We start from the raw sequence: 25,781 nt of genomic DNA, 5'->3' as shown, positions 1-25,781 counted from the left end.
CCTGCCCCGGGGTATAGTGCTTCGATTGGTCGCGGCCCGCCTACGCGACTGGCGTCCGAGACGGCGGATCGCGGAGTGACGCGATGCAGATGATGGTTGATCCCGGCGCGGTCGGCGCGCCGCTGCCCGTTGAGGAAATGAGCCTCCTGATCGTCGATGACGACCGCGCCTTCGTCCAGCGGCTTGGACGGGCGATGGAGGCGCGTGGGTACGACGTGACGGTCGCCGAGACGATCAGGGACGGGCTCGAGGCGGTGGAGAAGAAGCCGCCGGCCTTCGCGGTGGTGGACATGCGCCTGGGCGACGGCTCCGGCCTCGACGTGATTCAGGCTCTGAAGAGCCGCCGTCCGGATGCGCGAGGCATCGTTCTGACCGGCTACGGCAACATCGCCACCGCCGTGACGGCGGTGAAGCTGGGCGCGGTCGACTATCTCGCCAAGCCAGCGGACGCCGACGAGATTCACAATGCGCTGAGCGCTGGCGACCACAAGCCGGAGCCGCCCGAGAATCCGATGTCGGCTGATCGGGTTCGCTGGGAGCACATCCAGCGCGTCTATGAACTCTGCGGACGGAACGTTTCCGAGACGGCGCGCCGGCTGAACATGCACCGTCGGACGCTGCAGCGCATCCTGGCGAAACGCGCCCCGCGCTGAGAAACGGACGACGTCGGCACATGACTGGCGGCGCGCTTATCACGTAAAAGCGCGCTCCGCCTGCGGACGTTCAGGCTCAGGCTGACTCAGGCGCTGCGTGCGCGTTTGGACGCGCGCGACCGAAATGGGTCTGCTGAAAGTTGCGTCAGGCGACGCGCGCGGGACGGAACGGGATCACCGATGCGCAGGGCGCGGCGGACTCGGCCGGAAAATCCTTGAGCTGTCCAAACTCGACGATGGCGTCGATCGCGCGCCGGAGGTCCTCCGGCTTGTCGACGTCGACGCCGAAGTCCGCCGCCAGCGTGGCCGCGGCTCCGATCAGAGCGGAGAAAACCACACGCGGATCCTCACCGCAGCGCTGAAGCGTGCGCGCGAGACGCAGGATGACCGCGTTCACGTCATCGTTCGACATCGAAATCTCCAACGCGCAGGATGTCAGGCGCGGGGGGGTCTGCGGGTTCGCGCCACGTGAGAGTAAAGCTGCCAGCGTTACGAATCACCCAAGTAAGACGGTCGGGGGCAGATTGTTCCGAAATGAGACCGCAAGGTGGCGAAATGTGGCGCCGTGGTCGGACTAGAGGAGACTCTGTGGTTGCTGCGGATCAAGCGTCGCTTGCAGCCGGAGCGCGGCGAGCCGCGCGAAACTGAGCGACATGGCCTTACGCCTCGCGCCAGCCAGCGGATGCGGAGAACTCGCCCGCATTTCGGCCGCGCCATAGCGGTCAGCGATCAGAAGGCCCACGTCTTGCGGGATCAGCGCCACCGGAAAACCGTGACCGACGGCGAAGTAGAACCGATCGCAGAACTCGCGATAGTCGGGCCATTTGCGATCCATCCGGAAGTCTTGCGGGCCGGACTTGATCTCCACGATGACGATCTCGCCCTGCGGGCCGAGTGCGATCACGTCCGCGCGGCGGCCTGACCGCAGCGGCGCCTCAAGCAAACATCCATAGCCGGCCGCGACGAGGTAACGGCACACGCCTCGAGCGATGCCGGCCGCAACCCCGGCGAGCGAGCCTGGTTTGAGCGGCCGATCTTCGTCGGGCAAGAGAAATGCGTTCTGCATACGTTCTAGTATGGCACGGAACCGGAACGGCGCAAGTGCTTCGACGACCGGCGGCGGGGCAGCGATTTCAGGGGGCGAGGAGGTCGCCCAGTCGACTGCGGTTGAGCGCGAGCCATTGCAGAGCGAGCAGCAAAAAGGCGTTGCGCGGCCGCGGATCGGCAAGGCTCGCGATCGCCTCGTCGATCGTGGCGGTGAACGGGCGCGTAAGCTCGTTTTCCAGAGGAGCGCCGCCGTGCTCCGGCAGGTCCGAGGCGTCGACCGCGACGAGGAACAGGGTTGCGCTCTCGTCGACGATTCCTGGAGTCGGCAGGAAGTCGAACAGCCGGACGATCTTGCCGGCTGGCAGCCCCGCCTCCTCGGCGATCTCGCGGGCCACCGCGGCCTCGGCGGCTTCTCCCGGCTCGACGCGTCCAGCGACGATCTCCACCAGATCGCCCCGTCCCGTGGCGAGAGCGGCCGGCAGCCGGAACTGCCGGATCAGCACGAGCAGCTCACGCTCGACGTCGACCGCGAGCGCCGCAACGCATGGCCCCGCGCGCAGCACTTCGCGCTCCTGCACGATCCGGCCGCGCGCGCCGGCTTCGGCCAGCGTGACCCGCCAGCGCTCAAGCCGACGGTAGCCGGCGTGGATCAGCTCCGGGCCTTCCAGCTCCACCGCGGCTTCGGCGTCGGCCGGCAGCCTTTCGTCGACGCTCATTGGTGCACGGCCGCGGTCTGCCGCGGCTCGAGATCGAAGGCCGCGGCCAGCAGCGCCCGGGTGTAGTCGGTGCGCGGCGAACTTAGGACCTCGCTCGCGGCCCCCTGCTCCACCACCTTCCCGTCGCGCATCACCACCACTTCGTTGGCGAGCGCCCTAACGATTTTCAGGTCGTGGCTTATGAACAGGAAGGAGAGCTTCCGGCGCGCCTGCACGGCGCGCAGAAGGTCCACGATCTGCGCCTGCACGGACATGTCGAGCGCGCTCGTCGGCTCGTCGAGCACGATGAAGCGCGGCTCCAGCGCCAGCGCCCTGGCGATCGCGATGCGCTGCCGCTGGCCGCCGGAGAATTCGTGCGGGTAGCGGTCCATCACCGAGGGGTCGAGGCCGACGTCGTTCAGCGCGCGCGCCACCGCGGCGCGCCGCTCCGGGGTCTTCATGCGCTTTTGCTGAATGGCCAATCCCTCAGAGACGATGTCGAGGACCGACATACGGGGGCTGAGCGACCCGTAAGGATCCTGAAAAACGATCTGCATTTCCCGGCGGATCGGCCGCATCTCGGAGAAGCCGAGACCCTGGAGAGACCGGCCCAGGAAGGCGACCTGGCCGTCGCTCGCGACCAGCCGCAGGATCGCCAGACCGAGCGTTGTCTTGCCCGAGCCCGACTCGCCGACGACGCCGACGGTCTGTCCCTCGCGAACCGTGACGCTGACGCCGTCCACGGCCTTGATGTGCCCAACAGTCTTGCGGAAGAAGCCGCGCCTGATCGGAAACCAGACCTTCAGCTCGTCGACCTCGACAAGGGGCCGCGCCGCGCCGTCGACGGTCGGAGGAGCGCCCTTCGGCTCGGCCGCCAGAAGCTTCTTCGTGTAGGTGTGCTGCGGACGGCGGAAGACCTCCTCGGTCGCGCCCTGCTCGACGATCTTGCCTTCGGTCATCACGCAGACCCGGTCGGCGATCTTCCGGACGATGCCGAGATCATGGGTGATGAACAGCATCGCCATGCCGAGCCGGCTCTGCAGCTCCTTCAGAAGGGTCAGGATCTGGGCCTGGACGGTGACGTCGAGCGCCGTCGTCGGCTCGTCGGCGATCAGCAGATCGGGCTCGTTGGCGAGCGCCATCGCGATCATGACGCGCTGCCGCTGGCCGCCGGAAAGCTGGTGCGGGAAGGCGTCGAGCCGCTCCTCCGGATTTGGGATGCCGACCTGCTGCAGCAGTTCAAGGACGCGCGCCCGGCGCTTCGGCGCCGACCAGCCTCGATGCACCTTGAGGATTTCGCCGACCTGCCGCTCGATCGTGTGCAGCGGGTTGAGCGAGGTCATCGGCTCCTGGAACACCATGGAGATATCTGCGCCCCGGACCTTTCGCAGTTCGTGCTCCGGAGCCGTCAGGAGGTTCTTTCCGCCGAACAGGATCTCGCCCGAAGGATGGCTCGCGGCCGGATAGGGCAGGAGCCGGACGACCGAGAGAGCGGTCACGGACTTTCCCGAACCGCTCTCGCCGACCAGCGCCAGGGTTTCACCCTTGGTCAGATCGAACGAAACGCGGTCGACCGCCACGGCCGCTCCGCCCTCGGCCGCGAAGGCGACCGAAAGATCGCGAACGGAGAGGAGGGGGCTCATCGAAACGTCTTCCGAGGGTCGAAGGCGTCGCGCACCGCCTCTCCGACGAAGATCAGCAGCGACAGCATCACCGCGATCACCAGAAATCCCGAGATGCCGAGCCAGGGCGCCTGCAGGTTCGACTTGCCTTGCGCCAGCAGTTCGCCGAGCGAGGGCGAGCCGGGCGGCAGGCCGAAGCCGAGGAAGTCCAGGGCGGTCAGGGTGGTGATCGAGCCCGACAGGATGAAGGGCATGAAGGTCAGCGTCGCCACCATCGCGTTTGGCAGCAGATGGCGGAACATGATGGCGCGGTTCGACGCTCCGAGCGCCCGGGCCGCCCGGACATATTCGAAGTTGCGCCCTCTCAGGAACTCGGCGCGGACCACGCCGACAAGCGCCGTCCATGAGAACAGCAGCAGGATGCCGAGCAGGACCCACACGCTCGGCGCCAGCACGGCGGACAGGATGATCAGCAGATAGAGCGTCGGAACCGAGGTCCAGATTTCGATGAAGCGCTGGAACAGCAGATCGGTCCAGCCGCCGAAATAGCCCTGCACGGCGCCTGCGAGCACGCCGACGATCGAGGACAGGATCGCGAGCGCCAGGCCGAACAGAACAGAGAGACGGAAGCCATAGAGCAGCCGAGCGAACACGTCGCGCCCCTGGTCGTCGGTCCCGAGCCAGTTCCACTCGATGTCGCCGCAGGTCTTCGCCCGCGGCGCCGCTGCGTCGATGCGGGCGGCGTCGCCTGCGGGCGTGCGAGCGGCGGCGGCCTTCGCGCAGGCCGCATCGTCGAGCAGCCATGTCGGCGGCGACGGCGCAGGCGTCGGCAGGTTGTAGTTTATGGTGTCGTAGCTGTACCGCACCGGCGGCCAGACCATGTAGCCGCCGGACTTCTTGATCAGATCCTGCAGGTAGGAGTCGCGATAATCGGCCTCGGTCTCGAAGTCTCCGCCGAAGGTCGTCTCGGAATAATAGTTCAGGGCCGGGACGTAAAACGCGCCGTCGTACTTCACCAGGAACGGCTTGTCGTTGGCGATGAACTCCGCGAACAGGCTCAGCACCAACAGCACCGTGAAGAGCAGGAACGACCAGTAGCCGCGCTTGTTGGCGCGGAAGTTGGCCCAGCGCCGGCGGTTGATCGGACTCAGCCGACGCCGCGGCGCAGGAGCAGGCGGCGCGCCTGGAGTCGGAGGCGGGGTTGCGATGGCGGCGTCGGTCATTCCTGGACGCCCTCGCGCGGTCCGCTGGCGCGGCCGGTCTTCCGGGCCGCCATCAGACCTCCCTCGTCTCGAAGTCGATGCGCGGGTCGACCCACATGTAGCTGAGGTCGGAGATGAGCGTGACGACCAAGCCCAGCAGCGAGAAGATGTAGAGGTTGGCGAACACGACCGCGTAGTCGCGGTTGACGATCGATTCGAAGCCAAGCAGCCCCAGCCCGTCGAGCGAGAAGATCGTCTCGATCAGCAGCGCTCCGGTGAAGAAGGAGCTGATGAAGGCGCCCGGGAAGCCGGCGATTAGAATCAGCATGGCGTTGCGGAAGACGTGGCCGTAGAGCACCTGACGCTCGTTCAGCCCCTTCATGCGCGCAGTCTGAACATACTGCTTGCGGATTTCGTCGAGGAACGAGTTCTTCGTCAGCAGGGTCGTGGTTGCGAAGGCGCTGATCGCGAGCGCGGCGAGCGGCAGCGCCATGTGCCAGGCGTAGTCGACGATCTTCCCCCAGACCGACAGCTGGCTCCAGTTGTCGGAGGTGAGGCCGCGCAGCGGAAACCAGTCGAGAAAGGTGCCGCCGGCGAACAGCACGATGAGCAGGATCGCGAACAGGAAGCTCGGAATGGCGTAGCCGATCACGATCACGGTCGAGGTCCAGACGTCGAAACGCGAGCCGTCCCGCACCGCCTTGGCGATCCCCAGCGGGATGGAGATTGCGTAGGAAATCAACGTCATCCAAAGCCCGAGCGAGATTGAGACCGGCATTTTCTCCAGGATGAGATCGACGACGTCGATGTCCCGGAAATAGCTCCGGCCGAAGTCGAACCGGGCGTAATCCCACATCATCTTGGCGAAGCGTTCGGGCGCGGGCTTGTCGAAGCCGAACTGTTTCTCGAGCTGCTTGATGAATTCCGGATCGAGTCCCTGCGCGCCGCGGTACTTTGAAGTCACCGGGTCGTTGGAGGCGGCGCGCTGGCTTTGGAGCGAATTTGCGAGGTCGTTGCCCGAGCCGCCCGAGAAGCGCTCGGTCGCGTTCGTCCCCTGCCCGGTCACCTGCGCAATGATGCGCTCGATCGGCCCGCCCGGGGCGAACTGGATGATCACGAACGACACCAGCATGATGCCGATAAGTGTCGGGATCATCAGCAACACGCGGCGCGCGACATAGACGAGCACGTCTAGCGAGCCCCCGCATCGACAATGTCGGCGAGGCCTGTCACGCCTTCACCCCCGCCGCGTCGGCCTTGCCGGCGTCCCACCACCAGGTTTCGGGCGCGCCGCGGGCGTAGCGCGGTTTCTCCGCAGGATGGGAGAAGGCGTCCCAGTAGGCGAGCGTGTGGGTGTCCTTGTGCCAAGCGGGGACCCAGTTGCGCAGCGACCGCAGCACCCGGTCCAGCGCACGGCATGCGACGTTGAGGTCCTCGCGCGATTTCGCCGTCACGATGGCTTCCACCAGCGCATCGACAGCCGGATCGGCGATGCCGGAGAGATTATTCGATCCCGGCAGGTTCGCAGATTCCGAGGAGTAGACCTGCCGCAGCCCTTCTCCGGGCGTGGCGGACATGTTCATCCGCTGGCTTACGACGTCATAGTCGAAGCCGTTGACGCGCTGCTGGAACTGCGCGGCGTCGACCAGCCGGATGGTCGACTCGACGCCGATGACCTTCAGGTTCTTGATGTAGGCGGAGACGTGCGGATCGAGGCCCGGATCGAACTCCAGAAACTCGATCGTCAGCGTCTCGCCGTCCGCGTTGGTCGCCCTGCCGCTCTTGCTGACATAGCCGGCGTCGCGCAGCAGCTTCAGCGCCTGGCGCAGGAGATTGCGGTCCTGGCCTGATCCGTCGCTGACCGGCGGAAGATAGGGCTCGCCGAACACCTCGTCGGACACCTTGCCGCGGAACGGCTCAAGCAGCGCGAGCTCCGCTCCTTCCGGCTTGCCGGCCGCCATCATCTCCGGCGCGCCCTGGAACACTGACGAGGTGCGCTTGTAGGCGCCGTACATCAGGTTCTTGTTCATCCACTCGAAGTCGAAGGCGAGGTTCAGGGCCTCACGGACACGCGGGTCCTGAAACTTCTTGCGGCGCAGATTGAAGAACCAGCCCTGTCCGCCGGAAGGCGTCAGATCCGGCAGCGTCTCGCGCCTCACCTTGCCGTCGCGCACGCCCGGGAAATCGTACCCTGTCGCCCAGGTCCGGGAGGTGAACTCCTCCCGGAACAGATAGGCCCTCGCCTTAAAGGCCTCGAAGCCGACGTCCCGGTCGCGGAAGAACTCGAAGCGCAGCTTCTCAAAATTGTTCTGGCCGACATTCACCGGGAGGTTGTTCGCCCAATAGTCGGCGACCCGCTCGAACTCGATGAAGCGGCCCTGCTCGAAGCGGCCGACCCGGTACGGGCCGGACCCGAGCGGCGGCTCCAGCGTTGCGGCGTCAAATGGTTTGCCGGCGTAGTACTTGCTCGAGAAGATCGGCAGGGCGGCGAGCGTCAGCGGCAGGTCGCGCGTCCGGCTCGGCGCCAGGCGCAGCACGACCGAATCCTCCGCCTCGACCTCGACCGCCTGAAGATCGCGGATCGCTTGCGCCACCAGCGGATGGCCCTTCTGTTTCAGCGTCTCGAGCGACCATTTAACGTCCGCCGCGGTGAGCCTGGAGCCGTCGTGGAAACGCGCCTCCGGCCGCAGCCGGAACCGGTAGGAGAGCCCGTCTTCGGACGCCGCCACCGAACGCGCCACAAGGCCATAGAGCGCGTCAGGCTCGTCGGCGGCCCGCGCCATCAGGGTGTCGAACGTCAGTCCCATGCCCTGCGCGCCGTCGCCTTTCAGGATGTAGGCGTTCAGCGTGTTGAAGGTGGTGAAGCTCTGATTGAGCTCGCGGGTGGGCGGAATCTGGCTGAACGTCCCGCCCTTCGGGGCGTCGGGGCGCACATAGACGAAGCGTCGGAAGTCGGGACCGTAGCGCAGGTCGCCGAAGGCGGAGAGGCCGTGCCGTTCGGGTCCGAACGCGGCGCGGCCGCTTTCGTGCGGCGCGGCGGCCGCGCCCTGCTGCTGGGCGCGAGCGCCGAACGGCGCCAACGCCGCCGCCACCCCGGCGTAGACCAGCGCCTCGCGTCGCGAGAGGCGCGGCGATCCGGCCTCGCCCGCCAGATCGGTCAAGAACGGCCTCCAGCCGCGGCGGCCTTGGCCGGGTCCCACCACCAGACCGTGGGGAACATGGCGCCGCGCGGCGGCAGCCTGTCGGGCCGCGAGAAGCGGTCCCAGCGGGCGGTGCGATCCTCGAGGCTCGTGAACTGCGGCACGACGTAATCGTGAGCGAGCAGCACGCGGTCGAGCGCATGTGTCGCGGCGGTCAGCTCCTCGCGGCTCTTGGCGTAGATGACGCGGTCGATCAGCGCGTCGACGCCCGGGTCCTTGATGCCGACGACGTTTTGCGAGCCGGGCGTGTCGGCCGCCTGCGATCCCCATTGGTCACGTTGCTCGTTGCCCGGCGACAGGGACTGCCCCCAGCCCATGGTGACGACGTCGAAATCGAACGAGCGGATGCGGTTGACGTACTGGCTGTCGTCGAGCAGCCGCTGCGTCACCTGCACGCCCAGCCGCTCGAGCGCAGGGACGTAGAAGCTCAGGATCCGCTCGGCGCTCGGGTCGGCATAGATGAACTCGACGGTTAGCGGCTCGCCCCTGGCGTTGCGCAGCACGGGCTTGCCGCCGCCCTCCCGAGAGATCGTCCAGCCGGCCTGCTTCAGGAGATCGAAGGCCTCGCGCAGATTGGCTCGCGTGGCGTCAGGCGAGCCGCCCACGGGATTGCGGTACGGGGTCGTGAAGACCTCGGGCGGAACCTTGTCCTTCACGCTTTCGAGAATCTCCTTCTCGAGTCCCTCCGGCGGCGCCTTGGGAGCCGCGAGATCGGTTCCGAAGAAGAAGCTGTCGATCCGGACATACTGTCCGAACATGATCGTCTTGTTGATCTCTTCGAAATCGAAGGCGAGGTTGAACGCACGACGGACCCTCGGGTCCTTGAACTTATCGCGCCGGATGTTGAAGGCGTAGGCCTGCATCCGGCCCGACTGGCTGTCCCGGAATTTCTCTAGGATCACCCGCTTCTGCTGGACCGCGGGGAAGTCGTAGGCCGTCGCCCAGTTCTTCGCGCTGTTCTCGAACCGGTAATCGATCTGGTCGCCCTTGAAGGCTTCGAGCAGCACCGTGGTGTCGCGGAAATAATCCCAGCGCATCTCGTCGAAATTGTTCGTGCCGACCCGGACCGGCAGCTTCGCCGCCCAGTAGTCCGGCGAGCGCTCGTAGACGATCCAGCGCCCGGGCGCGAAGTCCTTGATCCGATACGGGCCGGAGCCGAGCGGCTTCTCGAGCGTGCCTTCCTCGATGTTGCGCTTCCTGCCCTGCGCGTCCGCGCCCTGCCACCAATGCTTCGGCAGGATCGGGAACTGGCCGGTGATCTGGGGGAGCTCCCGATTTCCGGGACCCGAGAAGGTGAAGGTGACCTCGCGCTCGCCGGTCTGCTCCGCGCGGACCACATCGTGGTAGTAGCGCGCGCGCAGGGGATCGATGCGCTTCAGCGTCTCGAACGACCAGATGACGTCTTCCACGGTGATCGGAGAGCCGTCATTGAAACGCGCCTCGGGCCGCAGCCGATAGGTGACGGAGGAGAAGTCGGCCGGGTAGCGGACGCTCTCCGCGACCAGCCCGTACTCCGTCGCCGGCTCGTCCGCCGACTCGGTCAGAAGCGTGTCGTAGAGCAGGTCGAGGCCGGCAGCCTCGCTGCCCTTCGGGATGAAGCCGTTGAAGCTGTCGAACGTCCCGAACGCCCCGAGGCGCACAGCGCCGCCCTTGGGCGCATCCGGGTTCACATAGTCAAAATGCTTGAAGTCGGCCGGATATTTGACGTCGCCGAGCAGCGACAGGCCATGTCGCCAGCCGCCGGCCTGCGGCGCGTCCTGGGCGGCGGCCGGCGCGGCGAAGGCCAGAACGGCGGCGAGAGCGGCGGCGCGGAAGGTCATCGTCGGCAGGCGATCCTCGAAAGCGTGTCGCGGGCGCCATTATGTCGTTAAAGGCGGCGGCTTCCAGGCGAACCGGTCCCGGAAGGCCGCGTCAACGGCGTCGTGATACGAAAAGGCCGGGCGCGAGGCCCGGCCAGTCGTTGCGTCAATCGCCTGCCGTCACGGCTGCTTCGGCGCGTCTGCGGGCGGCGCGGCCGGAGTCGCAGGAGCCGGAGCCGGAGCGGACGGTTCCGTCCCGGATGGCGCAGGCGCCGGGCTCGGGGCCGGAGCGGCCTGGTCTGCCGGAGCCGGGGCCGGCTTGCTTTCGGGGGCCGGGGCCGCCGCGGGCGGGGTCTCGGCAGCCGGCGCGGGCTTGGCCTGCTCCTGGTCGCCGCCGGACTGCTCGTTCGCCGGCTTCTTCGCCTCAGGCGTCGCCGGGGCGGGAGTCGCGGCCGGAGCGGGCGCGGCGCCGCCGGAGAGCTGCTGCGGATTGTCGGAGTTCTTGTTCAGATAGGCGATGAGAGCGGCGCGCTCGTCCGGGTTCTTGATGCCCGCAAACGCCATCGTGGTGCCGGGAATGTACGCCTTCGGATTCTCGAGCCACTTGTCGAGCGAGGCGATGTCCCAGTTCCCGCCGGATTTCTTCATCGGGTCCGAATAACCGAAGCCCTCCTGATGGGCGTGCTTGGCGCCGACCACCCCGTAGAGGTTCGGGCCCACCTTGGCGGGCTCGCCCTTGCCGAAGGAGTGGCAGGCGGAGCAGCGCTTGGAAATCTGCTCGCCCTTGGCCGGATCGGCCGCTGCGACCTTCGCTTCGACGTCTCCGGCGCCGGTCGCCTTGGCCACCGCCTTGTCCGAACCTTCCGCGCCGGTCTGGTCGCCAGGCGCCTTCTGCCCGCCGGGAGCGTTGTCGTCGGGCTTGCTGCCGGCGTCCTTCGGGAGCGGCTTCGGCGCGTCGGAGTTCTTATTCAGATAGGCGACGAGGTTGGCGCGCTCTTCGGGGCTCTTGATGCCCGCGAAGGCCATCGTGGTGCCCGGGATGTAGGCCTTGGGATCCTCAAGCCACTTGTTGAGCGAGTCGAAGTCCCAGTTCCCGCCCGACTTCTTCATCGGGTCCGAATAGCCGAAGCCCTCCATGTGAGCGTGCTTCGCGCCGACGACGCCGTAAAGGTTCGGCCCCATCTTGGCGGGTTCGCCCTTGCCGAAGGAATGGCAGGCGCCGCAGCGCTTGGCGACCTGCTCGCCCTTGGCAGGGTCGGCCGAGGCGAGAAGGACATGGAAGTCGCCACCGGCGCCCTTCGAGGCGGCCTCGCCGCCGCCGCCGCTCTTCTCGTCCTTCACAACCACGTCATAGCCGGGCTTTTCCGGCTTCTCCTCGTGGAAAAGGCCGTGGGCTATCGCGTTCACGCCCAGAATGACGGTCAGCGTCCCAAGAATCGCGCCTGCGATTTTGTTGAGTTCATACGCGTTCATATCGGCTCCGGCTTATCGGTCTCCGGAGAGCGCCCCCCGCTGCTCCGCGCGGTTAGGCGTGCTCCAAAAAGGCTGATCGACATAGTCAAACCGCAGGGCTTTCCCCAAAGGCGCGCGACGCTAGCCGCTTTTGCCGAACGCCCGCAACTCGGCTATGACCGCGACGCTTTAAACCTTGGCGCCATGACGGCCCGGACAGGCGCGGCCGGGCCCCTCCAGAGTGCATTTTCGATGCCGACCGTGCGCGGGCCGCTGCGTCCGCTTGTGCTGATCCCGGCGCGTCTTGGGGCGACCCGGCTGCCGAACAAGCCGCTCGCGGAGATCGCCGGCGAGCCGATGATCGCGCATGTCTGGCGGCGGGCGCGCGAGGCCGGCGTCGGGCCGGTGGTGGTGGCGACCGATTCGGCCGCCGTCGCGGAGGCGGTCGCGCGCGTCGGCGGCCAGGCCGTGCTGACGCGCGCCGACCACGCCTCCGGCTCCGACCGCATCTACGAGGCGCTGACCGCGGTCGATCCCGATCGCGACTTCAACCTCGTGGTCAACGTCCAGGGCGACCTGCCGACGCTCGACCCGCAGGCGATCCGCAAGAGCCTGGCGCCGCTCGAGGACCCGGAGGTCGAGATCGCGACGCTGGTCGCCGAGATCCGCCGCGAGGAGGAGAAGACCGCGCCGAGCGTCGTCAAGATGGTCGGCGCCGAGGTCGCGCCCGGGCGCTTCCGCTGCCTCTATTTCACGCGCGCGACGGCGCCTTCGGGGCCGGGGCCGCTCTACCATCACATCGGACTCTACTGCTACCGGCGGGCGGCGCTCGAGCGCTTCGTGCGGCTGCCGCCGTCGCCGCTCGAACGGCGCGAGAAGCTCGAGCAGCTGAGGGCGCTCGAGGCCGGCATGCGGATCGACGCCGTCGCGGTGGATGTCGTCCCGCTCGGCGTCGACACGCCCGAAGACCTCGAACGCGCAAGAGAGATCATGGCGGGGGCTGGCCAGTGAGCGGGCAGGGCAAGATCGCCTATCAGGGCGAGCCGGGGGCGAACTCCCACATGGCTTGCGCCCAGGTCTATCCCGGGATGGAGGCGGTCCCCTGCGCGAGCTTTGAGGACGCGCTCGACGCGGTCGCCTCCGGCGCCGCCGAGCTCGGCATGATCCCGATCGAGAACTCCGCCAACGGCCGTGTGGCGGACGTTCACCACCTGATGCCGACCGCGCAGCTCCACATCGTCGGCGAGTACTTCATGCCGATCCATCATCAGCTGTTGGCCGCGCCGGGCGCGACGCTGAAAACGGTCCGGACCGCGCAGAGCCACGTTCAGGCGCTTGGGCAGTGCCGGCGCAAGCTCCGCGAGCTCGGGCTGACGCCGGTTATCGGCGCCGACACCGCCGGCTCGGCGCGCGAGATCGCGGAGGCGCGCGACCCGAGCCGCGCTGCGATCGCATCGCCGCTCGCCGCCACGGAATACGGGCTCGAGATCCTTGCGGCCGATATCGAGGATTTTGCGAACAACACCACGCGCTTCCTCATCCTCTCGCGGCGGAAGGACTGGGCCCCGGCCGGCGACGGGCTGACGGTCACGACCTTCGTGTTCAAGGTGCGCAACATTCCGGCCGCGCTATACAAGGCGCTTGGCGGCTTCGCGACCAACGGCGTGAACATGACGAAGCTCGAGAGCTACCAGCTCGACGGCGCCTTCGTGGCCACCCAGTTCTACGCCGACGTCGAGGGCCATCCGGATGACCCGGCGCTCAAGCGGGCGCTCGACGAGCTTGCCTTCTTCTCGAGCGAGCTCGCGATCCTGGGCGTCTACCGCGCGCACGAGTTCCGCATCGCGGCGCGGCTCGCCGAGGCCGAGAAGGCGCAGGCGAAAGGCGGGCGCTAGCCGCTCACGAACCGCCGCAGCAGGTGATGTGCGATCGCCGCCGACGGCGGCGCGAACCAGCCTTGCGGGTGGCGGCGCTCCAGCATCGCCGCCGCTTCCTTCCGGTCGAACCAGCGCGCGTCGTCGAGCTCGGCGTAGTCGGGCCGCAGCTCCTCGCCGAGCGCCTCGGCCCGCATGCCGACCATGAGCTGCGAGGGGAACGGCCAGGGCTGCGACAGTTCGTAGCTCACGCGGCCGATGGCGACGCCGGCTTCCTCGAGCGTCTCGCGCCGCACCGCCTCCTCGAGCGTCTCGCCGGGCTCCACGAAGCCCGCGAGGCACGACCACATGCCTGCCGGAAACCGTGGCTGCCGCCCGAGCAGGCAGCGGTCGCCGCGCGTCACCAGCATGATCACCACCGGGTCCACGCGGGGAAAATGATGCGCGCCGCAGGTCGGGCAGTCTCGCCGCCAGCCGCCGGCGGCCGGCGCGGTGGCTGCGCCGCAATTCGCGCAGAAGCGATGCCGCGCGTGCCAGGAGAGCAGGCTTTTGGCGCAGCCGGCGAGCGCGAGATCCGGGGCCGAGAGCCGGCCGTCGCTTGCGAGCGCCCGCAGGTCCTCCAGCGCGACGCCATCGGCGACCGCGTCCTCCGACACCGTCGCGGCGAAGACCGGCCCATCGGGCGACCGGCCGAGGAAGATCTGCGGGTCGCCCGCGCCGAGCCGGGCCGCCTCCGCCTGATCGAACAGCAGGCGGAGAGCGCCATCCGCAGCGGGCCTCAGCGCGAGCCTGTCGCCTGCGAGCAGCGCCGTTCGGCGCGCCGGGCTCCGTGCTTCGGCGGCGACGACCTCAGGATCGTTGCGACCGTCGCCGAGGCGGTCGAGCGCGAAGCCCGCATAGCCGAGATCCGGCTGATCGGCGAAGGGCGCGTCCTGGGCCATGACTCTGGGAATCCCGAATGAAGAGTCGCGCGGCTTGCATCGGGGCGGCGCGGTGGCCCATATAGGGTCGGGAGGTTGGCGGTGGACGTGTCCCTCGCCAACCGGGTCAGGTCCGAAAGGAAGCAGCCCCAACGAGACCGATACGGGTCGTCGTCCGACCTCCCACCCTTCTCTACGACGAGGCGCCCGCGTGATGACGGCGACGGCCGGCGCCTCTCTCTCCGCCGCCGACCCGGAGCGCCGGGCCGCATGAGCGCTGTTCCTTACCGCGTCCTTGCCCGCAAATACCGCCCGCAGCGCTTCGAGGACCTGATCGGCCAGGAGCCGATGGTCCGCACGCTGCGCAACGCGTTCTCGTCGGGCCGCATCGCGCAGGCCTGGATTCTCACGGGCGTCCGCGGCGTCGGCAAGACCACGACGGCGCGCATCCTGGCGAGGGCGCTGAATTACGAGCGCGCCGACGGCACCGGCGGTCCGACCACCGATCTTTCCGAACTCGGCGTGCACTGCGAAGCCATCATGGAATCGCGCCATGTCGACGTGGTCGAGATGGACGCGGCCTCCCACACCGGCGTCGCCGACGTGCGCGCGATCCTGGAGACGGTGCACTACGCGCCCGTCACGGCGCGCTACAAGGTGTTCATCATCGACGAAGTGCACATGCTGTCGACGAGCGCCTTCAACGCCTTCCTGAAGACGCTCGAAGAGCCGCCGCCGCACGTCAAATTCATCTTCGCGACGACCGAAATCCGCAAGGTTCCGGTGACCGTCATGTCGCGCTGTCAGAGCTTCGCGCTGCGGCGGGTGGCGGCCGACGAGATGTCCGCGCACCTGACGCGCGTCTGCGCGGCCGAAGAAGTCGCGATCGAGGACGAGGCGCTCGCCGTCATCGCGCGGGCCTCCGAGGGCTCGGTGCGCGACGCGCTGTCGCTGCTCGACCAGGCGATGGCGCATGGCGAGGGTCGGGTCGAGGCCGCCGCCGTGCGCGGCATGTTGGGCCTCGCCGACCGCGCCGGCGTGCTCGATCTGTTCGAGGCGGTGATGAGCGGCGACGCGGGAACTGCGCTGGACGCCTTTCACGCCCAGCATGCGGCCGGCGCCGACCCGGCCTCCGTGCTGGCGGACCTCGCCGAGACGACGCATCTCGTCACCCGCATTAAGATCGCGCCAAAGACGGCGGACGATCCGGCGCTGAGCGAAAGCGAGCGCAATCGCGGCCGCGATTTCGCCGAGCGGCTGTCGATGCGGTCTCTCTCGCGAGCCTGGCAGATGCTACTGAAGGGCGTGCCCGAGGTGCAGGCCGCCCCGAAGCCCGCGCAGGCCGCCGACATGGTTCTGGTGCGGCTCGCTTATGTGGCCGACCTGCCGACGCCCGACGAACTGCTGCGCACGCTCTCCGAAGGCGGCCAGCCCGCGCCGCGCGATCCGGGACCGAGCGGTCCCTCAGGGGGGCCGCGCGCGCCTGAGCCGATGGCGCCCTCGCGGGGCGGGCCGGCGCTCGCCGCCGCGCGGGATTTCGCGCGTGCGCCTGAGGCCGCCCAAGCCGCGCCGCGGGCCGAGGCGCAGCCGACGGTGCGGCTGCAGCGCTTCGAGGATCTCGTCGCGCTCGCGGCGAAGAACCGCGACATCCTCATGCAGGACGCGCTGACGCGGCAGGTGCGCGTCGTGCGGTTCGAGGACGAGGTTCTGGAGTTCCAGCCGACGGCTGACGCGCCGCCTGACCTCGCCGGCGCGATCTCGAAGAAGCTGCAGGAATGGACCGGCGCGCGCTGGATGGTGGCGGTGGCCGCCGGCGACGGGGCGCCGACATTGCGTGAGCGCGCCGACGCCGAGGCCGCGGCGCGGCTTGCCGGCATCCAGGCCCACCCCCATGTCCGGGCGATCCTCGATCGCATGCCGGGCGCCGTTATCGTCGACGTGAGGCCGCGCGCGCAGGCGGCGGACGCCGAGCTTGACGCGGCGGAAAGCGACGCCCTACCTGCGGTCGAAGACGACGACGAGTTCTGACGCGGAAGGAGCGCCTATGCGCGACCTCATGGGTATGATGGCGAAGGCCAAGGAGCTCCAGCAGAAGATGCAGGACGCCCAGGCCGAACTCGAGCGCATCGAGGTCGAGGGCGCATCCGGTGGCGGCGCAGTGCGCGTGACGCTCTCAGCCAAGGGCGACCTGCGGAGCGTGAAGATCGACCCGAGCCTGCTGAAGCCCGAAGAGGCTGAGATCCTCGAAGACCTTCTGGTGGCGGCCCACGCGGACGCGCGCGGCAAGGCCGAAGCCGCCGCGCAGGAAAAGATGCAGGGCCTCACCGCCGGCCTGCCGATCCCGCCCGGGATGAAACTGTTCTGAGTTTTCTGTACCTCCCGGCCGTTGCGGGACGGACGAGCCCCTCACCCTGATGTCCCGCACCGCCGCCGGCCCCGAGATCGAGCGCCTGATCCAGCTCCTGGGCAAGCTGCCGGGCCTTGGCCCGCGTTCAGCCCGCCGGGCGGCGCTGCACCTGCTCACCCGCAAGGACAAGCTGCTTGAGCCGCTGTCGGACGCGATGCGGCTCGCATGCGAGCGCGTCACGACCTGTTCGGTCTGCGGAAACGTCGACACCCAGGATCCCTGCGCGATCTGCCGTGATCCGCGCCGCGACGGCGCGACCATCGTGGTCGTCGAGGACGTGTCCGACCTCTGGGCGCTCGAGCGCTCGGGCGCGGTGTCGGCGCGCTATCACGTGCTCGGCGGCACGCTGTCGCCGCTTGACGGCCGAGGCCCGGAGGATCTGAACCTCGCGACGCTCGCCGATCGCGCCGGGGCCGCGGAGGTGCGCGAGGTGATTCTCGCGGTGAACGCCACGGTCGAGGGACAGACCACCGCCCACTACGTCACCGATCTGCTCGCCGACGCCGACGTGAAAGTGACCCGGCTCGCCCACGGCGTGCCAGTCGGCGGAGAGCTGGACTATCTCGACGACGGCACGCTTGCGGCGGCGATCCGGAGCCGTACGACGTTCTGAGGCCGCGCCTACTCCGCCGCCTCGCGGCGCAGCGGGTTCGGCAGCGTCTCGGCCGCCGGCGCGACGCCGAGCTCCATCTGCTCAAGCCGGGCCCCGCGCCGGGAAATCTTTTCGGCCGAGATCGCGATCTGGTCGAGATCGCTGACGGTCTGGCCAAAATGCGCCTTCAGCTTCTCGACCCGCTCGCCGATGCGCCGGACGTCGTCGAGAAGCCGGCCGACCTCCGCCTGCAGCAGATGGGCTTGGTCGCGCATCGCGGCGTCGCGCGTCAGCCCCTGCACGACCTGAACGGCCAGCATCAGCAGCGAGGGAGACACGATCAGCACACGCGCCCGGTGGGCGCGCGCCACCACATCCTCGAAGCGCTCGGCGAGCTCGGCGTGGATCTGCTCCGACGGCACGAACAGCAGCGCGACGTCCTGGGTCTCCCCCGGCAGCAGATATTTGGCGGCGACGTCCGCGACATGCTTGCCGACGTCGCCGCGCACCCGCGCCTCAGCGGCCTTCTGGGCGTCCGCCCCGTCGGCCGCGCGCAGCCTTTCGAAACCTTCGAGCGGGAACTTCGCGTCGATCACGAGCGGACGGTCGTCTCCGGGCAGCCGGATCAGCGCGTCAGGCCTGACGCCCGTCGAGAGCTGCGCCTGGAAGGCGCAGGCTGAGGGCGGCAGCGCATCCTTGAGAATGGCCTCCATACGGCCCTGCCCGAACGCGCCGCGGGCCGGCTTGTTGGCGAGGATCGCCTTGAGGTCCGTCACCTGACCGGCGAGCGCGCCGATGCTCGCGCCTGCGGCGTCGATCACCGCGAGCCGCGCCTCGAGCCGCGCGAGCTGTTCGGCGGTCGCCTGCCCGTTCGCCGCCAAGCCGTCGCCGACCCGCGCGCCGACGGCGTCGAGCCGCTCCGCCACGCCGCGCGCGAGGTCGGCCTGCCGCGCGCCGAGCGCGGAAGCGAACGCCTGCAGCCGCCCCACCGCCTCGGACTGCATCCGCTCGACGGCGGCGAGCCGGCGATCGGCCTCCTCGGCGCGGAACGCAGCCTCGCGGGCCTCGGCCCGCCGAGCGGCTCCGGCGCGCAACAGCGTGATCAGCAGCAGGCACAAGGCGGCCACCGCAGCGGCGCCAAGCCCCGCCAGCGCTTCGCCGGAGGTCACGGCGCGGCCACCGAGGACAAAGAGGACCTGATCAGTCATGGCAGTCCTTGTAAGCAGAACAAATAATGAACATGTTGACGTACAGGACGCAAGGTCCTATCGGCGGTCTCTGACCTTCCGCACGCACCTATGTTGAGACATGGCAGTCGCGCCGCTCGTTTATCTGCCCGACCCGAAGCTCAGGCTCGTGAGCGCCCCCGTGGCGCAAAGCGACGCCGAGGTGAAGGCGCTCGTCCAATCGATGTTCGACACGATGTACGATTCGGCCGGCATCGGGCTCGCGGCGATCCAGATCGGCGTGCAGAAGCGCGTCGTGACGATTGATCTCGCCGGGCAGGACGAGGAGCCGCAGCCGCTCGTGCTGATCAACCCGGAGATCGTCGAAGCCTCGACGGAGCGCCAGGTCTACGACGAGGGCTGTCTCTCCATTCCGGAGTATTTCGAGGAGGTGGAGCGGCCGGCCCGGGTGACGGTGCGCTATCTCGACCTCGAGGCGCGGCCGCAGGAACTTCAGGCCGACGGCCTGCTCGCGGTGTGCGTCCAGCATGAGATCGACCATCTGAACGGCGTGCTGTTCATCGACTACATCTCGCGCCTCAAGCGCGACCGCGTGACGCGCAAGTTCGAGAAGGCGCGGGCGTTGGGCGAACTGCCGTCGTTCCCGAAGCGGGAGCGCGATCGGCGCGAGCCAGAGCCGGTCGCGTCCTGAGCGGGGCCTTGCGAGCGGGCGCGGTGGAATGACGCTGCGGCTCGTCTTCATGGGCACGCCGGACTTCGCCGTGCCGACGCTTTCGGAACTCGTGGGTCAGGGCCATGAGATCGCCGCGGTCTATACGCGCGCGCCGAAGGCGGCGGGTCGTCGCGGCATGGATCTGACCAAGACGCCGGTTCATCGCTTCGCCGAGAGCCTCAATCTTCCCGTCTACACGCCGCGAACGCTGCGCGACCCGCAGACGCTCGAAGCGTTCGCCGCGCATGAGGCGGACGCCGCGGTGGTGGTCGCCTACGGGCTGCTCCTGCCGAAGGCGGCGCTGGACGCGCCCCGGCTCGGCTGCCTCAACCTGCACGCCTCCCTGCTGCCGCGCTGGCGCGGCGCGGCGCCGATCCAGCGCGCGGTGATGGCCGGCGACGCAGAGACGGGCGTCATGGTCATGCGGATGGAGGAAGGGCTCGACACCGGACCGGTCGCGGCTGCCGAGCGCGTCGCGATTGGTCCGGACGAAACGGCCGGCGAACTGCACGACCGGCTCCGCGCGCTTGGCGCCGACCTGATGGGTCGCGCGATCGGCGGGCTGGAGCGCGGCAGCCTCGTCTTCCGGCCGCAGGGCCAGGACGGCGTCACCTATGCGGCCAAGATCGACAAGACCGAGGCGCGCATCGACTGGAGCCGCCCGGCCGCCATCGTGCACAATCAGATACGCGGGCTGTCGCCCTTTCCGGGCGCGTGGTTCGAACTCGCCGGTCCCCGTGGCCCGGAGCGCGTCAAGGTCCTCCGCTCGACCCGCGCCGAAGGCGCAGGCGCGCCGGGCGACCTCATCGACGACCGGCTGACGGTCGCCTGCGGGGAGGGCGCGGTGCGGCTTCTGCTGCTGCAGCGCGCCGGCAAGGCCCCGGTCGACGCGGGCGCCTTCCTGAACGGCGCCCGGCTCGATGCAGGCGTGCGGCTCGGCTGACGCGCGATGCCACGCTACCGCTTGATCGTCGAGTATGACGGCCGGCCCTTCGTCGGTTGGCAGCGCCAGGCGAACGGCTCGTCCGTGCAGGGGGCCCTCGAGACCGCGATCGCCGCGTTCACGGGGGAGTCTGTAAGCGTCAAGGGCGCCGGGCGCACCGACGCCGGCGTTCATGCTTCCGGGCAGGTGGCGCATGTCGACCTGTCACGCAGGGTCCGGCCGGACGTGCTGCGCGACGCCACGAACGCGCATCTGCGACCGCAGCCGGCGGCCGTCTTGGAGGCGTCAGAGGTCTCGGAGGCGTTTGACGCCCGATTCTCGGCGATCCGCCGGCACTACGTCTATCGAATCGTCGACCGGCGGCCCCCGCTGACGCTCGATCTCGGTCGCGCCTGGCGCGTTCCCAAGCCGCTCGACGTCGCGGCGATGGACGCGGCCGCAAAGCGGCTTCTCGGCAGGCACGATTTCACCACGTTCCGCTCCGCAGCCTGCCAGGCCTCGAGTCCGATGCGCACGCTCGACCGCCTCGACGTCGAGCGCTCAGGGAATGCGGTTTTGATCAGCACGAACGCGCGTTCGTTCCTGCACAATCAGGTGCGGTCCATGGCGGGTTCGCTCGTCCAGGTCGGCCTCGGTCGATGGACCGCAGACGAGCTGGCGGCCGCGCTCGCTCGGGCGGATCGGACCGCCTGCGGCCCGGTCGCGCCGCCCGACGGGCTAACGCTCGTGCAGGTGGATTACCCGGCGGATCATCCGGACGCCGGCCAGGGCCCCGCGGCCTAGCGCGCCTTCGCCGTCGGTCGGCATTCGGCGTTGATCTTGTCGAGGGCAGCCGAAATGCCCGCGAGCGAATAGCTCTGCGTCGCCGGCCGGCCACGCGCCGGAACCGCTTTGACCGTCATGTCCTTGCGGCCCTCTCGCATCGCGTTCACCAGCGCCTGCTGCTCCTCGTTGGAGCTCATGAAGGCGCCGTCGCCCCGCACGAACAGCGTAAACTTGGCGTCGTCGACACCGAGCTCGACCTGGCTTTCCGGCTTGAGGGCGAAGCCCGGCATCACGCTGACCTCGTTGACGACGCCGTCCTGGGGCCTGTTGGAGATGAAGAAGTACGCGCCGGCAGGCGGATTGGCGGAGCGTCGCCGGCCCTTTTCGGGCGTGGCGAGCGCGTAGCAGACCTTGCCGCCTTTCACCGGGGCCGCATAAGCGTTCCAGTCCTTGAATTCACCCAGCTGGCTGGGCTGCACGCCCGCCGGCGCGCCTTGAGCCAGCGCGCCGTCGCTCCCGCAAACGGCGAGGCCAGCAGCGAACAGGAGAGCAAGGCGGAGGCGGTCGGTCATGGCGTCGCTTTCGGTTCAGGCGCGCGGCTCTCAGGCCGCCTCGCGTCGAAGAGTGGGCGCGTCGCGAAGGCGCATCTGGGGCGGAGGCCGTATGTCGCGCATGAGATTACGTCGAAAAGTTTAGAAAATTCGACCATGCGACACAGGTTAGCCTCAGCGAGGAGGTCGTGCTTTAGTGCGGCTCGGCGCAGAACGTCCAGCCGCTGGCCGGCAGGTGTCGCGAAACAGTGATGTCGTCAGACCGCTCCTCCGAAATGGCGCTGCTCGTCGCCCGGGTCGCAGAGATCCGGGATCGCGACGCTTTCGCGGCGCTGTTCGACCATTATGCGCCGCGGCTCGCCGTCTATCTCCGCCGGCTGGGCGCCGACCCTTCGACCGCCGAGGAGATTGCGCAGGACGCGATGCTCGTGCTCTGGCGGAAGGCCGATCTGTTCGATCCCGCAAAGTCGTCCGTAGGCACCTGGCTCTACCGGATCGCACGCAACCGGCGCATCGATCTGCTTCGGCGCGGACGGGGCGCAAGCCTCGATCTCGACCAGGTGGTCGCCATGGTCGACGACGCTCCGCGGCCGGACGAATCGCTCGGGGCGCGGGAGAGGGAAGATTTCGTCCGCCGCGCCATGGGCGTCCTGCCGCCGGAGCAGAGCTCGCTCGTCAGGCTCGCCTTCTACGAGGGTCGGTCGCACAGCGAAATCGCCGCCGTCACCGGTCTGCCGCTCGGCACCGTGAAGTCCCGCATCCGCCTCGCCTTCGGGCGGCTGCGCCGGAAGCTCGAGTCCGACGGCGTCCTGGACGCCACCTGAGGATCCCCTGTGAAAGCCGTGTCATGCGTCGAGCTCGGACCGCCCGAGCGCCTGCAACTCGTCGACCTGCCGGACCCGGAGCCCGGGCATGACGAGGTGGTCATCGACGTCGCCTATGCGGCTCTGAACTTCTTCGACACGCTGATCATCCAGGGCAAGTACCAGACCCGCCCGACCTTGCCGTTCTCACCCGGGGGCGAAGTCTCCGGCTGGATCTCCGCGGTCGGCTCGAGGGTCGAGGGATTGACGATCGGCGATCGGGTCGCCGGGTATCTCGGGTATGGCGGCTGCCGGGAGAAGGTGGTGGCGCGCCCGGAAGCGCTGACCCTGGTGCCGGAAGAGCTCGATCTCGACCGCGCCGCCGGGCTCATCATCGCCTACGGCACCACGCTGCACGCGCTCGCCGACCGGGGCGAACTCCGACCGGGCGAAACGCTGGCCGTGCTGGGGGCCAGCGGCGGCGTCGGACTGGCGGCTGTGGAGATCGGCAAGCTTCTCGGCGCGCGCGTCATCGCCTGCGCGTCATCCGCTGACCGGCTCGCCTTTGCCCGTGAGCGCGGCGCGGACGAGACGATCGACTATTCGTGCGAGGATCTGAAGGACCGGCTGAAGGAGCTCACCGGCGGCGCGGGCGTGGACGTGGTCTACGATCCGGTCGGCGGGGCGTTCACAGAGCAGGCGGTTCGGGCGCTCGCCTGGCGTGGACGGCTGCTGGTGATCGGGTTCGCGGCCGGCGACATTCCAAAGTTGCCGCTCAACCTGCCGATGCTGAAGGGCGCCGACATCCGCGGCGTGTTCTGGAGCGAGCACGCCCGGCGTGAGCCGCAGGCGCATGCGGCGGAGCTCGCGCGGCTGTTCGACTGGGCGGTGGACGACCAGATCTCCGCGCATGTCGACGCCGTGCTGCCGCTCGCCGAGACGCCGGAAGCGATCGCCCGCCTCGCCCGCCGGGAGGCCCGCGGCAAGATCCTGGTCAGGCCCTGAGCGTCTACTTCCCGAGCGCCGCGTCGATCAGCTTCAGCCCCTCCGCGCTCGCCCACTCGGCGGGGCCCGGCAGATAGCCGATCTCGCAGCCGGTCCGGTCCAGGATCAGCGTCGTGGGCAGGCCGCTGCCGCGCCCGACCGACTTCATCGCCTGAAGCATCTTGCCGGAGGGATCGGCGTAGAGCGGCAGGTTCTGCGCGCCGATCTCCTTGAGGAAAGCCTTCGGCTTGTCCGTCGAGCCGAGATCGAGCGAAACCGGCACGACTGCGAAGTCGGCGCCGCCCCTCTGCTTCTCGAGCGCGTCGAGCGCCGGCATCTCGCGCCGGCAGGGCGCGCACCAGGTCGCCCACAGGTTCAGCAGCACGATTTTGCCGCGGAACCGCTCAAGACCGAGATCGGCGCCGTTCGCGTCCTTGAAGGAGACGGCGGGAAGCGCGCGCGGCGCGGCGGGCGTGACGACTCCCGCAAGCTCGCCGACCGCAGCGGCGTTGATCGCCGCGAGCGTCTCAGGCCGCGCTTCGCAGGCCGCGGCCTTGTCCCGGCCCCCGATCCCGTATAGGGCGAGCGCGCCCGCTCCAAGAGCGAGAACGACGGCGACGACGCCCCATCGGGCGTAGGCGCGGCGCGGCCGGGCCGACGGTTCGGACATGGACTTCAACCTCGATCGGCGCGGCGCCGGAGCCGGCCAGGAACGCGACAGACGATGAGCAACGCGATGTGGGGCGGCCGTTTCGCCGAGGGGCCGGACGCGGTCCTCGAGGCGATCAACGCGTCGATCGATTTCGACCGCCGCTTCTACGCCCAGGACATCCGCGGCTCAAAGGCCCACGTCGCCATGCTGGCCGCGACAGGCGTCGTCACGCAGGAAGACGCCGCCGCGATCGCCGAGGGTCTGGACCAGGTGCTCGCCGAGATCGAGAGCGGCCGCTTCACCTTCTCGCGAGCCCTCGAAGACATCCATATGAACGTCGAGAGCCGGCTCGCCGAGATCGTCGGGCCGGCCGCCGGGCGGCTGCACACCGCGCGCTCGCGCAACGACCAGGTCGCGACCGACTTCCGCCTGTTCGTCCGCGACGCCCTGGACGCGCTCGGCGCCTCGCTGCTGCGGCTGCAGCAGGCGCTGGTGGAGAAGGCGGAGGCGCACGCCGGCGACGTCATGCCGGGCTTCACCCACCTGCAGAGCGCGCAGCCGGTCACCTTCGGCCATCATCTGCTCGCCTATGTGGAGATGATCGGTCGTGATCGCGGCCGGCTCGCGGACGCCCGCAAGCGCCTCAACGAGTCGCCCCTCGGCTCCGCCGCGCTCGCCGGCACCTCCTTTCCGATCGATCGGGAGATGACCGCGAAGGCGCTTGGCTTCGACCGGCCGACGGCGAACTCCCTCGACGCCGTGGCCGACCGCGACTTCGCGCTCGAGACGCTGGCGGCGGCCTCGATCTGCGCCGGCCACCTGTCGCGTTTCGCGGAGGAGATCGTGCTCTGGTCGACGCCGCAGTTCGGTTTCGTGCGGCTTTCGGACCGGTTCTCGACCGGTTCCTCGATCATGCCGCAGAAGCGCAACCCGGACGCGGCCGAGCTGGTGCGCGGCAAGTCCGGCCGCGTCGTCGGCGCGCTCGTCGGGCTGCTCACGGTGATGAAGGGACTGCCGCTCGCCTATTCGAAGGACATGCAGGAGGACAAGGAGGGCCTGTTCGACGCGCTCGACACGCTCGACCTCTGCATCGCGGCGACCGCCGGCATGGTGACGGACATGACGCCCGACGTGGCCGCCATGCGGCGCGCAGCGGGGGCCGGCTACGCCACTGCGACCGACCTTGCCGACTGGCTGGTGCGGGCGCTCGGCATGCCGTTCCGCGAGGCGCATCACGTCACCGGCCGGGTCGTCGCGGCGGCCGCCGAGCGCAAGGTCGCGCTCGAGAAGCTGCCGCTCTCGGTCATGCAGGAGATCGAGCCGCGGATCACCGACGAGGTGTTCGGCGTGCTTGGCGTGAAGAATTCGGTCCGCAGCCGCACCAGCTATGGCGGCACGGCGCCCGCCAATGTCCGTCGGCAGGCGGCGCGCTGGCGCCGGACGCTTGCGAAACAGCTTTCTGCGCTGGAAAAGAAGGCGTAGCTCTCGGGCGTCGAAGGCCGCACGAAGTGCGTTAGGGGGAAAGTCGTGTCGAGCCGCACCATCGCCGTCGCCGCACTGCTCGCCGTCGCCATGGCGCTTTCCGCGTGCGGCAAGAAGGGCGATCCGGAATTCCCCCCCGGCACCCAGTTCGAGACCGTGCCCAACTCTCAAGGCAAGCCCGACAAGCGTCCGAAGAAGCCGCAGCGGCCCTTCGCGCTCGACGGCCTGCTGAACTGATC

At 69.0% G+C, this 25,781-nt stretch carries 26 protein-coding genes and 1 other RNA gene; 14 read left to right on the top strand and 13 right to left on the bottom strand.

Annotation, left to right across the window (positions count from 1 at the left end; all coding sequences use genetic code 11):
* Positions 1 to 83: 83 nt before the first annotated feature.
* The gene (locus VM780_RS13515) at positions 84 to 653 is read left to right on the top strand and encodes an ActR/PrrA/RegA family redox response regulator transcription factor (RefSeq protein ID WP_325448166.1); all 570 of its coding nucleotides are present in this window, start codon (positions 84 to 86) and stop codon (positions 651 to 653) included.
* A 145-nt stretch (positions 654 to 798) separates the two neighbouring features.
* On the opposite strand, the gene VM780_RS13510 is transcribed toward VM780_RS13515, so the two are convergent.
* The 9 genes from VM780_RS13510 to VM780_RS13470 form a co-directional block, all read right to left on the bottom strand.
* Positions 799 to 1,065, bottom strand: a complete 267-nt coding sequence (locus tag VM780_RS13510; RefSeq protein WP_325448164.1) for a hypothetical protein — start codon at positions 1,063 to 1,065, stop codon at positions 799 to 801.
* 162 nt (positions 1,066 to 1,227) lie between these two features.
* The gene (locus VM780_RS13505; RefSeq protein ID WP_325448163.1) at positions 1,228 to 1,881 is read right to left on the bottom strand and encodes an MmcB family DNA repair protein; all 654 of its coding nucleotides are present in this window, start codon (positions 1,879 to 1,881) and stop codon (positions 1,228 to 1,230) included.
* A complete protein-coding gene (locus VM780_RS13500) occupies positions 1,787 to 2,416 on the bottom strand; it encodes an NUDIX domain-containing protein (protein ID WP_325448162.1) in 630 nt (209 codons plus the stop codon). The genes VM780_RS13505 and VM780_RS13500 overlap by 95 nt, the downstream gene beginning before the upstream one ends.
* On the bottom strand, positions 2,413 to 4,038 hold the full coding sequence (locus tag VM780_RS13495; protein ID WP_325448160.1) for an ABC transporter ATP-binding protein: 1,626 nt from the start codon (positions 4,036 to 4,038) through the stop codon (positions 2,413 to 2,415). Before VM780_RS13495 ends, VM780_RS13500 begins: the two co-directional genes overlap by 4 nt.
* Complete coding sequence (locus tag VM780_RS13490) at positions 4,035 to 5,240, bottom strand: ABC transporter permease (protein WP_325448158.1); 1,206 nt, start codon at positions 5,238 to 5,240, stop codon at positions 4,035 to 4,037. Before VM780_RS13490 ends, VM780_RS13495 begins: the two co-directional genes overlap by 4 nt.
* Positions 5,241 to 5,292: 52 nt before the next feature.
* Positions 5,293 to 6,408: a microcin C ABC transporter permease YejB gene (locus tag VM780_RS13485; RefSeq protein WP_325448157.1), complete on the bottom strand. Its 1,116-nt coding sequence runs from the start codon at positions 6,406 to 6,408 to the stop codon at positions 5,293 to 5,295.
* Between the two features lie 40 nt (positions 6,409 to 6,448).
* Positions 6,449 to 8,380 (bottom strand): extracellular solute-binding protein, encoded by a 1,932-nt coding sequence (locus VM780_RS13480; protein WP_325448155.1) that lies wholly within the window; start codon positions 8,378 to 8,380, stop codon positions 6,449 to 6,451.
* Positions 8,377 to 10,239, bottom strand: a complete 1,863-nt coding sequence (locus VM780_RS13475; protein ID WP_325448153.1) for an extracellular solute-binding protein — start codon at positions 10,237 to 10,239, stop codon at positions 8,377 to 8,379. Before VM780_RS13475 ends, VM780_RS13480 begins: the two co-directional genes overlap by 4 nt.
* 159 nt (positions 10,240 to 10,398) lie before the next feature.
* Positions 10,399 to 11,691, bottom strand: a complete 1,293-nt coding sequence (locus tag VM780_RS13470; RefSeq protein WP_325448151.1) for a cytochrome c family protein — start codon at positions 11,689 to 11,691, stop codon at positions 10,399 to 10,401.
* Positions 11,692 to 11,922: 231 nt separating this feature from the next.
* Here VM780_RS13470 and VM780_RS13465 point away from each other — a divergent pair, with 231 nt between their 5' ends.
* Together VM780_RS13465 and VM780_RS13460 are read left to right on the top strand one after the other, a co-directional pair.
* On the top strand, positions 11,923 to 12,681 hold the full coding sequence (locus VM780_RS13465; protein WP_325448150.1) for a 3-deoxy-manno-octulosonate cytidylyltransferase: 759 nt from the start codon (positions 11,923 to 11,925) through the stop codon (positions 12,679 to 12,681).
* Positions 12,678 to 13,565 carry a prephenate dehydratase gene (locus tag VM780_RS13460; RefSeq protein WP_325448148.1) on the top strand — a complete coding sequence of 296 codons (888 nt, stop codon included), beginning with the start codon at positions 12,678 to 12,680 and terminating at the stop codon, positions 13,563 to 13,565. The genes VM780_RS13465 and VM780_RS13460 overlap by 4 nt, the downstream gene beginning before the upstream one ends.
* Here the strand turns inward: VM780_RS13460 and nudC are convergent.
* On the bottom strand, positions 13,562 to 14,485 hold the full coding sequence (gene nudC, locus VM780_RS13455) for an NAD(+) diphosphatase (protein WP_325448146.1): 924 nt from the start codon (positions 14,483 to 14,485) through the stop codon (positions 13,562 to 13,564). The two genes, VM780_RS13460 and nudC, sit on opposite strands and share 4 nt — an antisense overlap.
* A 69-nt stretch (positions 14,486 to 14,554) precedes the next feature.
* Between nudC and ffs the strand changes: the two genes are divergently transcribed.
* The 4 genes from ffs (at position 14,555) to recR (ending at position 17,484) form a co-directional block, all read left to right on the top strand.
* Positions 14,555 to 14,652, top strand: an RNA gene (ffs, locus tag VM780_RS13450) — signal recognition particle sRNA small type.
* Positions 14,653 to 14,734: 82 nt separating this feature from the next.
* Entirely contained in the window at positions 14,735 to 16,492 is a 1,758-nt protein-coding gene (locus VM780_RS13445) for a DNA polymerase III subunit gamma/tau (protein ID WP_325448144.1), read from the top strand.
* A 16-nt stretch (positions 16,493 to 16,508) separates the two neighbouring features.
* A complete protein-coding gene (locus VM780_RS13440) occupies positions 16,509 to 16,829 on the top strand; it encodes a YbaB/EbfC family nucleoid-associated protein (RefSeq protein WP_325448141.1) in 321 nt (106 codons plus the stop codon).
* Positions 16,830 to 16,878: 49 nt separating this feature from the next.
* Positions 16,879 to 17,484 (top strand): recombination mediator RecR, encoded by a 606-nt coding sequence (gene recR / locus VM780_RS13435; RefSeq protein ID WP_325448139.1) that lies wholly within the window; start codon positions 16,879 to 16,881, stop codon positions 17,482 to 17,484.
* Between the two features lie 8 nt (positions 17,485 to 17,492).
* Here the strand turns inward: recR and VM780_RS13430 are convergent, their stop codons facing one another.
* The gene (locus VM780_RS13430; protein WP_325448137.1) at positions 17,493 to 18,671 is read right to left on the bottom strand and encodes a DNA recombination protein RmuC; all 1,179 of its coding nucleotides are present in this window, start codon (positions 18,669 to 18,671) and stop codon (positions 17,493 to 17,495) included.
* A 100-nt stretch (positions 18,672 to 18,771) separates the two neighbouring features.
* Here VM780_RS13430 and def point away from each other — a divergent pair, with 100 nt between their 5' ends.
* Genes def through truA form a run of 3 tightly spaced genes read left to right on the top strand, consistent with a single transcriptional unit; the run spans position 18,772 to position 21,088 of the window.
* Positions 18,772 to 19,341: a peptide deformylase gene (gene def / locus VM780_RS13425; protein ID WP_325448135.1), complete on the top strand. Its 570-nt coding sequence runs from the start codon at positions 18,772 to 18,774 to the stop codon at positions 19,339 to 19,341.
* 28 nt (positions 19,342 to 19,369) lie between these two features.
* Complete coding sequence (fmt, locus tag VM780_RS13420; RefSeq protein ID WP_325448133.1) at positions 19,370 to 20,305, top strand: methionyl-tRNA formyltransferase; 936 nt, start codon at positions 19,370 to 19,372, stop codon at positions 20,303 to 20,305.
* Between the two features lie 6 nt (positions 20,306 to 20,311).
* On the top strand, positions 20,312 to 21,088 hold the full coding sequence (gene truA / locus VM780_RS13415; RefSeq protein ID WP_325448131.1) for a tRNA pseudouridine(38-40) synthase TruA: 777 nt from the start codon (positions 20,312 to 20,314) through the stop codon (positions 21,086 to 21,088).
* Here truA and VM780_RS13410 read toward each other — a convergent pair.
* A complete protein-coding gene (locus VM780_RS13410) occupies positions 21,085 to 21,642 on the bottom strand; it encodes an invasion associated locus B family protein (RefSeq protein ID WP_325448129.1) in 558 nt (185 codons plus the stop codon). The two genes, truA and VM780_RS13410, sit on opposite strands and share 4 nt — an antisense overlap.
* A 230-nt stretch (positions 21,643 to 21,872) precedes the next feature.
* Between VM780_RS13410 and VM780_RS13405 the strand changes: the two genes are divergently transcribed.
* Positions 21,873 to 22,445, top strand: coding sequence for a sigma-70 family RNA polymerase sigma factor (locus VM780_RS13405; RefSeq protein WP_325448128.1), 573 nt, complete (start codon positions 21,873 to 21,875; stop codon positions 22,443 to 22,445).
* A 9-nt stretch (positions 22,446 to 22,454) separates the two neighbouring features.
* On the top strand, positions 22,455 to 23,429 hold the full coding sequence (locus tag VM780_RS13400) for an NADPH:quinone oxidoreductase family protein (RefSeq protein ID WP_325448126.1): 975 nt from the start codon (positions 22,455 to 22,457) through the stop codon (positions 23,427 to 23,429).
* Between the two features lie 4 nt (positions 23,430 to 23,433).
* Here VM780_RS13400 and tlpA read toward each other — a convergent pair whose 3' ends face one another.
* A complete protein-coding gene (gene tlpA / locus VM780_RS13395) occupies positions 23,434 to 24,078 on the bottom strand; it encodes a thiol:disulfide interchange protein TlpA (protein WP_325448124.1) in 645 nt (214 codons plus the stop codon).
* A 54-nt stretch (positions 24,079 to 24,132) separates the two neighbouring features.
* Between tlpA and argH the strand changes: the two genes are divergently transcribed.
* Together argH and lptM are read left to right on the top strand one after the other, a co-directional pair.
* Positions 24,133 to 25,542 (top strand): argininosuccinate lyase, encoded by a 1,410-nt coding sequence (gene argH, locus VM780_RS13390; RefSeq protein ID WP_325448122.1) that lies wholly within the window; start codon positions 24,133 to 24,135, stop codon positions 25,540 to 25,542.
* 45 nt (positions 25,543 to 25,587) lie between these two features.
* A complete protein-coding gene (gene lptM, locus VM780_RS13385; protein WP_325448120.1) occupies positions 25,588 to 25,779 on the top strand; it encodes an LPS translocon maturation chaperone LptM in 192 nt (63 codons plus the stop codon).
* Positions 25,780 to 25,781: the final 2 nt, after the last annotated feature.

The sequence above is a fragment of the Hansschlegelia sp. genome (genome assembly GCF_035538955.1).
Taxonomy (GTDB): Bacteria; Pseudomonadota; Alphaproteobacteria; order Rhizobiales; family Methylopilaceae; genus Methylopila.
The sequence above is the reverse complement of the archived record's forward strand: the minus strand, read 5'-3'. Positions and strand labels throughout refer to the sequence as shown.